Annotated in this window: 5 protein-coding genes and 4 tRNA genes; 8 read left to right on the forward strand and 1 reads right to left on the reverse strand. The window is 36.5% G+C overall.

Annotation, left to right across the window (positions count from 1 at the left end; all coding sequences use genetic code 11):
• The 6 genes from BZK14_RS13565 to BZK14_RS02835 all read left to right on the forward strand — a co-directional run bounded on the left by BZK14_RS13565 (position 1) and on the right by BZK14_RS02835 (position 3,146).
• Entirely contained in the window at positions 1-1,143 is a 1,143-nt protein-coding gene (locus BZK14_RS13565) for a tRNA nucleotidyltransferase/poly(A) polymerase-related protein (protein WP_077925080.1), read from the forward strand.
• Positions 1,144-1,207: 64 nt separating this feature from the next.
• Positions 1,208-1,284 (forward strand) — tRNA-Pro (locus BZK14_RS02815).
• Positions 1,285-1,313: 29 nt separating this feature from the next.
• Positions 1,314-1,390 (forward strand) — tRNA-Arg (locus BZK14_RS02820).
• Between the two features lie 30 nt (positions 1,391-1,420).
• A tRNA-His gene (locus BZK14_RS02825) sits at positions 1,421-1,496 on the forward strand.
• 42 nt (positions 1,497-1,538) lie between these two features.
• Positions 1,539-1,615, forward strand: a tRNA-Pro gene (locus tag BZK14_RS02830).
• 124 nt (positions 1,616-1,739) lie between these two features.
• Entirely contained in the window at positions 1,740-3,146 is a 1,407-nt protein-coding gene (locus BZK14_RS02835; protein WP_077925081.1) for an MFS transporter, read from the forward strand.
• A gap of 50 nt (positions 3,147-3,196) precedes the next feature.
• Here the strand turns inward: BZK14_RS02835 and BZK14_RS02840 are convergent, their stop codons facing one another.
• Positions 3,197-4,483 carry a Glu/Leu/Phe/Val family dehydrogenase gene (locus BZK14_RS02840; protein WP_077925082.1) on the reverse strand — a complete coding sequence of 429 codons (1,287 nt, stop codon included), beginning with the start codon at positions 4,481-4,483 and terminating at the stop codon, positions 3,197-3,199.
• Between the two features lie 287 nt (positions 4,484-4,770).
• Between BZK14_RS02840 and BZK14_RS02845 the strand changes: the two genes are divergently transcribed.
• A complete protein-coding gene (locus BZK14_RS02845; RefSeq protein WP_245831135.1) occupies positions 4,771-5,475 on the forward strand; it encodes a hypothetical protein in 705 nt (234 codons plus the stop codon).
• Between the two features lie 94 nt (positions 5,476-5,569).
• The coding region (gene thrC, locus BZK14_RS02850; protein WP_077925084.1) for a threonine synthase at positions 5,570-6,904 on the forward strand (1,335 nt) is incomplete at its 3' end.

Consider the following 6,904-nt stretch of genomic DNA (forward strand, 5'->3'; position numbering starts at 1 on the left):
ATGAGCTACCAAACATATAAGGTAGGCGGAGCAGTTCGTGATGAACTGCTCGGCAAAGAGGTTAAAGATATAGATTGGGTGATTGTTGGTGCAACACCCAATCTTTTGTTATCCGAAGGATATTTGCAGATTGGTAAAGATTTTCCAGTATTTTTACACCCTAAGACTAAAGAAGAGTATGCATTGGCACGCACAGAACGCAAACATGGGCATGGATACAGCGGATTTGAGGTCTTTGCAACACCTGATGTAACACTGGAAGAGGATCTATTGCGTCGTGATTTAACCATTAATGCTATGGCAATGGATGAACAGGGGCAGATCATTGATCCCTATGGTGGGCGACAAGATTTAGATAATCGTATTCTGCGTCATGTTAGTGATGCTTTTGAGGAAGACCCTTTGCGGGTTTTGCGTTTAGCTCGTTTTTATGCACGTTTTTATAAAGAAGGTTTTACCATTGCAGAGGAAACTAAAACGCTAGTTCATAAGATGATTGAAAGTGGAGAGCTTTCTCATCTAGTTGCAGAGCGAATTTGGTTGGAAACACATAAAGCATTGCAAGAACAACATGGTATTCAGTATTTTATTGTTTTACATGAATTGGGTGCGTTGAAAGTAATTTTTCCTGCATTGGAACAATTTTTTACAGATTCAAATCGTAATCAATTAGATAAGATGTTTGATGTTGTATCTCTTGCGATAGAGCAGGGAGCAGCAATGCATATCATAGTCGCATTGTTGTTGAGTGTATTTGAAGAACCCAAAGATATTCAAAATTTTGCAATGCAGTATCGTTTATCTATTCAAGAAAAAGTGATGGCAGAGAAGCTTAAACAATGGGGGCATTGGTTTGATGATATATCGCAGGATGCTGAATCATGGTTAGATCTATTGTTAGGATTAGACGCTTTTAGAAAGCCTGAGCAATTGATGGATTTTCTACAATGCAGTGAGTTTTTGGCAGAAATTTCAGGTAGAAAAAAATTTTTTTTGAATCAAAAAGAATGTCTAGTTAAAGTGTATCAAAAATTAGTAATGATTGATGTTAAGCCTTTGATTAAAAATGTTTCTCCTAAAGAGATTCCAAGTGTGATTAAAGCAAAACGATTAGCAGTAATTGAATTGTTGATCAAAGATTGAGCATCTGTTTGACAGTATTTTTATTTCGCTATATAGTAGCGTCCTCTTTTAGAGAACAAGACATCGGGGCATAGCGCAGTCTGGTAGCGCAACTGGTTTGGGACCAGTGGGTCGGGGGTTCGAATCCCTCTGCCCCGACCAATTTTTTAAGAGTAAGCTTTTAGGTTAGAGCGCTCGTAGCTCATCTGGATAGAGCATCGGCCTTCTAAGCCGAGGGTAGCAGGTTCGAGTCCTGCCGAGCGCGCCATTCTCGATTACTCTTAATGGCAGTACAATGGTGGACGTAGCTCAGTTGGTAGAGCCCTGGATTGTGATTCCAGTTGTCGCGGGTTCGATCCCCGTCGTTCACCCCATCTTTTAAATGCCGTTTCAGATAGTTGAAACGGCATTCTTATCGGGGCATAGCGCAGTCTGGTAGCGCAACTGGTTTGGGACCAGTGGGTCGGGGGTTCGAATCCCTCTGCCCCGACCATCTTAAAATACTCATTAAATCAATCATAAATAACTTTATTCTTTCGTGGAATAACAGCTTGCTTTTACCTATACTAATCAAGAAATATTCTTATCCAATTAATAGTGATATGTGAGGTCATGATATGGGGCAGGCAATTGTGTCTGAGCAAACCAAAAAAGTTTTACCTTGGATTTTAGGTATTACAATTTTTATGCAGATGCTAGAAACAACAATTTTAAATACAGCGTTGCCAGCTATCGCAAGAGACCTCAATGAATCTCCTTTGCAAATGCAAGCTGCTATTATTAGTTATACTTTAACACTAGCTATATGTACGCCTTTAAGTAGTATTATTTCAGATAAATTTGGTACTAAATATACCTTTTTATTATCTGTTCTTGTATTTACATTGGGTTCATTCTTGTGTGCATTATCTATGGATTTAACTCAGTTGACATTATCTCGGATTTTGCAGGGTGTAGGCGGGGCAATGTCTATTCCTGTAGCGCGTTTATCTATTTTTAAAACATATCCTAAATCTCAAATTTTAAAAATTATTAGTTATGCTGTAACACCAGCATTGATTGGGCCAATGTTAGGGCCAATTTTAGGTGGTTATTTGGTTCAGTATTTATCGTGGCACTGGATTTTTTTGATCAATATTCCAATTGGTATGGTTTGTATTGGATTGGCATTTTTTTACATGCCAGATTATAAGGCAGATAAAGTAAAAATTGATTTTTGGGGTTATATCATGTTTGCAGCGGCAATCTCATTATTGATTTTAGGGTTAGAGTTTGTCGTTAGAAGAGATAATCAGTTATTTTCAATGTTGATGTTATGTTTTGGTGTGTTATTGTTGGTCAGTTATTGGATCTATGCTTATTACACAGATTCTCCATTGTATTCACCGTCTTTATTTAAGATACGTACATTTTTTGTTGGCGTTTTTGGCGGTATTTTAGCAAGGCTTGGTATTTCATGTATTCCCTTTGTTGTACCTTTATTGCTTCAAGTGGGATTGGGTTATAGTCCAGATGTTGCTGGATGGGTTTTGGTGCCTTTGGCACTGGCTAATCTTATTAATAAGCCGATGGTGACAACCATTATGCGTTGGTATGGTTATAAGAGTGTGTTGATCATTAATACACTTATGGTTAGCATAATTATCATCATCATGGGATTTGTGGCCCCAATAGTACACATTTCTGTTTTAATGGTTCTATTGTTTATGTTAGGTTTTTTTAATTCAATCCAATTTAGTGCTATGAATACTTTAACAGTGGCTGATTTAACAGATGATAATGTAAGTAGTGGTAATAGTTTGATGGTTGTATTTCAGCAGTTATCTATGACATTGGCAATAGCATTTGCAGCAATATTTATGAATGTTTTTGCAGATTCACCCGTTGCAATATTTGCATCTGAAACAGAGCCATTTCAGGCTACGATGATTGTTATGGGGATATTTACATTCTTTGCGACATTTATTTTTGTTATTTTACATAAAACAGATGGCGATAATATGGCTAATCGTAATAAGTCGTGAGCAGTAAAAATCCCATTGATTAGTTCAATGGGATTGTAATGGGATGGATATTATGCCCAACCACGTAGTTGTACAGCATCTTTAACGCGTTGAATTGCAATTGTATAAGCTGCATCACGCATATCAATATTTTTTTCTTCTGCTAGTGCATAGACACGTTCAAATGCGTTGACCATCATGAGGTTAAGTTTGGTTAGAACCTCATCTTTTTCCCAATAAAAATTTGTATTGCCTTGGATTTGTTCAAAATAACTGCACGTTACACCACCTGCATTACATAGAAAATCAGGGATAAATGTAATACCTTTTTCAAATAATAGGGCGTCTGCTTCATGGGCTGTTGGTCCATTAGCGCCTTCGCAAATAATTTTAACTTTAGATGATAATTGCGGTACTGATTCAGCGGTAATTTGATTTTCTAATGCAGCAGGGATTAAAATATCAACCTCTTGGTATAGCCAAGCTTCACCATTAGTGATTTCATACCCTAAAGCTTTGGCTTTGTCTAAATCGATGCTACCAAATTTATCTTTGATATTGACTAGTGCAGCAATATTTAAACCTTCTGGATGAAGGATGGTATAGCTTTTTTGATCTTTTTGATGCCAGCAAGATATTGCGACAACTTTGCCACCTAATTGTGTATATAGTTCAGCAGCATATTGTGCGACATTCCCAAAGCCTTGGATGCTAGCAGTGGTTTCTTTAATGTTTAATTTCTTTTTAGCTAACAGTGCTTCTAGTGTATAAATTACGCCGTAACCTGTTGCTTCTGTTCGGCCTTGAGAGCCACCTAAATTTACAGGCTTGCCTGTAATCATTCCAGGATAATGCCCGCCTGTGATGGTTTCATATTCATCTAGCATCCAAATCATGTGTTGCCCGTTAGTCATTACATCTGGTGCAGGAACATCAGTATTGGGGCCGAGTAATTGATGCATTTGTCTAATGAAGCCGCGACAAATTCTTTCTTGCTCGCCTAATGATAGGGTTTGAGGGTCGCAAATAACGCCGCCTTTTCCTCCGCCTAATGGTAATCCAACAACTGCACATTTCCATGTCATCCACATTGAGAGTGCTCTGACTGTATCTGCACTTTCGTGTGGGTGAAAGCGTAAGCCGCCTTTTGCTGGCCCTAACGCTTCGTTATGTTTCATGCGAAATCCTTTAAAGACACGAGTAGTGCCATCATCCATTTTAACAGGAATAGAGAAGTGGATTTCTTTCATTGGTGATCGAAGAAGGTCCTTCATGCCATCATCTAGTTCTAATGTTTGGGCAACATGATCAAATTGTTGTTGAGCATGTATAAAAGGATTGTATGTATTGTGACTCATGTATTTTCCCCTGCGTAATAATATTACAAACTGTTCGATTCTATTATTGAATTCTCATTAAATGCAAGAAAAATTCAAAAATTTTATTTTTAAGCAATTTTGTTGCGATGCATGAATGTATATTGTATAAGAGCAGAAAACTTTAATTATTGTATAATTATAAAATCTAGTCATTAAAAAGAAACTTACAAATAACCATGAAATTCTCTCAAATATTTAATTTAAAAGCTTTTATTTATCACTTTATTTTTAGTTTTGTCTTAATTGGTGGATTATCTTTTTTTATCGTGAGTTTATGGTATCCAGATATTTGGGCATCAGAATTAGGAGGTTATAAATTAATATTTATGATTGTAATACTGGATCTTGGTGTTGGACCATTATGTGTAGCTTTATCTTATAAAGCATATAAAAGCTATAAAGAGAAACTTCTAGATATTTCTGTTATTACACTTTGCCAGTTAGCATTTTTTTCATGGGGAGCTTGGACAGTATCAATTTCTCGTCCTGTTTATATTGTATTTGATACCGATCGTTTTGAGATGGTTGTCGATCAAGATATTGATCGATCAAAATTACCAGAATCAGGGTTATTCAGTGCACTGCCTTTATTAAGAGGTGTTCAAATGGCAATTGTGGATTTAGAAACAACTGTGCCAGATGAAGAAAAGCGAATAGAAGTGAATAATGATGCTGTTTTTGGATTGGATATCTCAAAAAATCCGACTTATTATGTACCTTATCAAGGAGAAAATATTAAAAAAGTTCTTAAGATGGCAAAAGGTTATGAGTATTTTGCTAAAAATGAGGATGCAAAATTAAAAGCAGATGCCATTATTCAAAAGCATCAGTTGGCTGATCAACAATTTAAATGGTTACCTATACGTTATTTTTCCCCTCAAGATCAAAGTCAGTTATTTGCAACTGTGATTATTAATGATCAATCTGCTGAGATTATTGATTATATTTTGTTAGATCCATATGAAATTTAAAATTTTATTTTTAACAGTTGATCTTGATGATTCTCTTCTTTATGTGCTTTAATCAATCCCATTCTTTATTTATTAGCTTTGAATGGAAAATATCATGCAATTTGTGAGCACAAGAGGGGAGAGCCAACATTTAGATTTTTCTGATGTTGTGCTAGGTGGATTAGCAACAGATGGCGGTTTGGCGATGCCTAAAAATATGCCAAAAGTTGATCAGAAAATATTGAAGGAATGGCAAGGCCTAAGTTATACAGATTTAGCTTTTAATGTGATTTCTTTATTTGCAAAAGATATTCCGGCAGAAGATTTAAGAAAAATTATCAATGCAGCATATACTGAAGAAAAATTTGGCATTGAAGAGATTGTTTCGCTTTCTGCTTTAAATGAGGATTATGTCGTTGGGTTATCGAATGGTCCAACATTTGCCTTTAAAGATATGGCGATGCAATTCTTAGGGGAGTTATTCCCTTATTTATTAGAGAAAAAAAATCAGCATTTGAATATTGTGGGCGCAACATCTGGTGATACAGGTTCAAGTGCAATTCATGCCATGCGTGGTAAACCAAGAATTAATGTATTCATGTTAAGCCCAAATGGTCGTATGAGCCCATTTCAAACGGCACAAATGTATTCAGTGCAGGATGCAAACATTTTTAACTTAGCAGTGGATGGCGTTTTTGATGATTGCCAGGATTTAGTGAAGGCACTGAATAATGATGCTGAATATAAAACTAAAAATGCATTGGGCGCAGTTAACTCTATTAATTGGGCAAGAATTTTAGCGCAGATTGTTTATTACTTTAAAGCTTACTTGGCTGCTGTGAAAGAAGTGGGAGAGCCTGTTGATTTTGTCATTCCATCAGGCAACTTTGGTAATATTTTTGCAGGTATTTATGCACGAGCGATGGGATTGCCGATTCGTAAATTAATTTTGGCTACGAATGAAAATAATGTTTTGGATGAATTCTTTAAAACAGGTATTTATCGTCCGCGTGCTTCAAAGGATGTTCATTTAACGTCAAGCCCATCGATGGATATTGCAAAAGCAAGTAACTTTGAACGTTTTATCTATTTGTTATTAGGCGCGGAGAAAACTCGCCAATTATGGCAACAAATTGATGAGCAAGGTTATTTTGATTTAACGAAAGATTCTATTTGGCAAGAGCGTCAATCTTGGGGAATTGAATCAGGCCAAAGTTTGCATGAAAATCGAGTCGAAACGATTCGTAAGGTGTATGATGCGTTCAATGTAGTGGTTGATCCACATACAGCGGATGGTATTTTTGTTGCAGCTCAATATAAGGATGAAGGTATTCCTCAATTGTATTTAGAGACTGCTAAACCTATCAAATTTGCTGAAACAGTCAAGGAGGCGCTTGGCTTTGAGCCTGAGCGAGTGGCTGATTACGCGAATATTGAGGCATTGCCGCAG

Origin of the sequence: Wohlfahrtiimonas larvae (genome assembly GCF_002006755.1) — a bacterium.
GTDB lineage: Bacteria > Pseudomonadota > Gammaproteobacteria > Cardiobacteriales > Wohlfahrtiimonadaceae > Wohlfahrtiimonas > Wohlfahrtiimonas larvae.